Origin of the sequence: Paraburkholderia ginsengiterrae (genome assembly GCF_001645125.1) — a bacterium.
Classification (GTDB): domain Bacteria; phylum Pseudomonadota; class Gammaproteobacteria; order Burkholderiales; family Burkholderiaceae; genus Paraburkholderia; species Paraburkholderia ginsengiterrae.
In genome coordinates this window covers 1-538 of sequence record NZ_LXKA01000070.1, presented here as the reverse complement: position 1 = coordinate 538, position 538 = coordinate 1, and the positions used below count along the sequence as shown (strand labels likewise).

Here is a 538-nt window from a genome sequence, read left to right as displayed (position 1 = left end):
ATGGGGGAGGTCGAGGAGCAGGGTGAGGGAGGCGACGGGAGAGCGTGGGAGGTGACGGGGGCGCGCGAGCAGGAGGTGCAGAAGGCGGGCAGTGGGCACACGGAGTGGGAGGGTGTGGAGGGACTGAGCGAGAGCGGCGGGGCTGGCCGGGCAGGGATGACGCGGGAATGACGCTGGGTAGGAGAGGCTGAGGGGGCGGGGTGTGCGCAGAGGCCGGGCCGCGAGCAGCGGGCAGCGCGCAGGCAGAGAGGGATGGCGGGCGTCGTGAGGGGCGAACAGAACGCCGGGGCAGACGAAACCGTCAACCTCGTCGAGCTCAGCAAAGCCGAGGTGCGGAGCGACGGCAACGACGTACTGCTAGGCGCGGCCGGAAGAATGACGATGCAGTAGCTGGAGGTCGCGGGTGAACTGGCAGGAGACAACATCAGCATCGGCGTGCTGCAGGTTCCGACCAGCAAGCCGCTCGATACGGGCACGATACTGCGCGAAGCGAAGCGCACGGGCCGCATGGTGATCGTCGCGGAGAACCATACGGTGA

General features: G+C 68.6%; 1 protein-coding gene. It reads left to right on the top strand.

What is annotated here, in order from left to right; all coding sequences use genetic code 11:
• Window positions 1-390: 390 nt before the first annotated feature.
• A partial coding sequence (locus tag A6V37_RS39870; protein WP_425262269.1) for a transketolase C-terminal domain-containing protein occupies window positions 391-538 on the top strand: 148 nt, incomplete at its 3' end.